General features: G+C 57.8%; 2 protein-coding genes and 1 pseudogene. 1 reads left to right on the top strand and 2 read right to left on the bottom strand.

The genetic code is table 11. The annotated features are described in order from the left end of the window. Nucleotides 1–401: pseudogene (locus F6K46_RS39520) on the bottom strand (hypothetical protein); the annotation flags it as partial. A gap of 326 nt (nt 402–727) precedes the next feature. On the opposite strand from F6K46_RS39520, the gene ctrA reads away from it, so the two are divergent. Continuing rightward, on the top strand, nt 728–1,465 hold the full coding sequence (ctrA, locus tag F6K46_RS39515) for a response regulator transcription factor CtrA (protein ID WP_293118159.1): 738 nt from the start codon (nt 728–730) through the stop codon (nt 1,463–1,465). A gap of 104 nt (nt 1,466–1,569) precedes the next feature. On the opposite strand, the gene F6K46_RS39510 is transcribed toward ctrA, so the two are convergent. Next, the coding region (locus tag F6K46_RS39510) for a hypothetical protein (RefSeq protein ID WP_293118156.1) at nt 1,570–1,795 on the bottom strand (226 nt) is incomplete at its 5' end.

The raw sequence follows: 1,795 nt of genomic DNA, 5'->3' as shown, positions 1-1,795 counted from the left end.
GAGGCGCGCAGACGGTAGGGATCCATACCGCTGGTCAGCGGTCCCTTGCCGTCAACCGGTTCTCCGAGAGCATTAATGACCCGTCCGAGCCAGGCGTGATGCGGTCGGATCACCGGATCTGAATCTGCGAGTTCGGCCTTGCAGCCCAGACCGACGCCATCGAGCGCGCCAAAAGGCAACACGAGTGCGCGTTTATCGCGAAAGCCGATCACCTCCGCCGGCACCCGGCGGTTGCCCCGGGCCACCAGGTTACAACGTGCACCGATTGAAAGGACTCGCTCGAGGCCGGCGACCTCCACCAGCATCCCGAGGATTCCGGCGACCCTGCCGTAAAGTTGGTAACTGGGAATCTGCTCAATTTCAGCAATCAGCGAGGAAGAAGAAAGGGGCACGCATACCATCCGCAATTCAAGGGGTTATGGCTAACCCCAACGAACGGAAAGATCTCCGATTACGTTTAACGGAGGATTAAAGACGCGGCTCAAGACTCTTTTTTGCCCCCCAAACGAGAACTTCAATCGCGTTGGGAAAATTTTTTGCGCTTTTAGCTTAACCCGGCTTTTATCAATCTTATCAATTTCTTATCGGAAAAAATTCTCAAAGCTGCCGCGCGAATCGAAAATTTGTTCGTACATAACCGGCTTTAGGTAAGAGTTTGTTAATAAAGCTTCCCCAAAATGGTTAACGGACTTAATCTTGAATAATCTTAACCATTTGGGTTGGAGCTATGAGAGTACTTCTGGTCGAGGACGATTCCGCGACGGCACAGGGCATCGAGATGATGCTGCGATCCGAAGGCTACGTCTGTGACACCACCGACATGGGTGAAGACGGCCTTGAGATCGGTAAGATCTATGACTACGACATTATCATCCTCGACCTCATGCTGCCGGACATCGACGGCTACGAGGTTCTCCGGCGTTTGCGCGCCGCTCGGGTCAGGACCCCGATCCTGATCCTGTCCGGCCTGAACGGTCTGGACGACAAGATCAAGGGCCTGGGCGTCGGCGCCGACGACTATTTGACCAAGCCCTTCGACAAGCGTGAACTGATTGCCCGTATTCAGGCGATCGTCCGCCGCTCCAAGGGCCATTCGGACTCGATCATCCAGACCGGCAAGCTGACGGTGAACCTGGACACCCGCACCGTCGAGGTGGACAGCCAACCGCTGCATCTGACCGGCAAGGAATACGGTATCCTCGAGCTGCTGTCCCTGCGCAAGGGCACGACCCTGACCAAGGAGATGTTCCTGAACCATCTTTACGGCGGCATGGACGAGCCGGAACTGAAGATCATCGACGTCTTCGTCTGCAAGCTGCGCAAGAAGCTTTCGGCGGCGACCGGCGGCGCGAACTACATCGAAACCGTCTGGGGCCGTGGCTATGTGCTGCGCGATCCGGTCGGTGGACAGGACAGCCAGCCGGCGAGCAACTCCGACCAGGAGCAGGAAGCGGTTCCCGCCTGATAAGCAGGCCCCTCTCCGAAACACTCCGGACCTGAAAACTGGCCCGCGCTGATCGCAGCGCGGGCCATTTTCTTTTCCTCTCTCGGCAAATTTCGCCGCGGCACTTAAAGATGCCAGGGATCGCGCCGGCGCGACCATTCCCGCCAGAAGCGCGCCACTTCGGCGAAGGCGCTGTCGCGGCTCAATCCCACGTCCTTCAGCAGGCGGTCGTCCGGCCGCTCGAGCAGTTGCCTGAGAGCGGGATCAGGTCGAACTGGAGCAGCGGAATCCTCCGGCAGATCCTCAATCTCTTCTTCCCGCGCAGGCTCAAAATAGTCCGCTGCCATAGCC

The organism is Moorena sp. SIO3E8 (assembly GCF_010692445.1).
Taxonomy (GTDB): Bacteria; Cyanobacteriota; Cyanobacteriia; order Cyanobacteriales; family Coleofasciculaceae; genus Moorena; species Moorena bouillonii.
Note: the sequence above shows the minus strand (reverse complement) of the source record. Positions and strands in the feature narration are given on the sequence as shown.

Coding starts and splice junctions, on each gene's coding strand:
- ctrA (WP_293118159.1), top strand. CDS start 728: ATGAGAGTACTTCTGGTCGAGGACGATTCCGCGACGGCACAGGGCATC.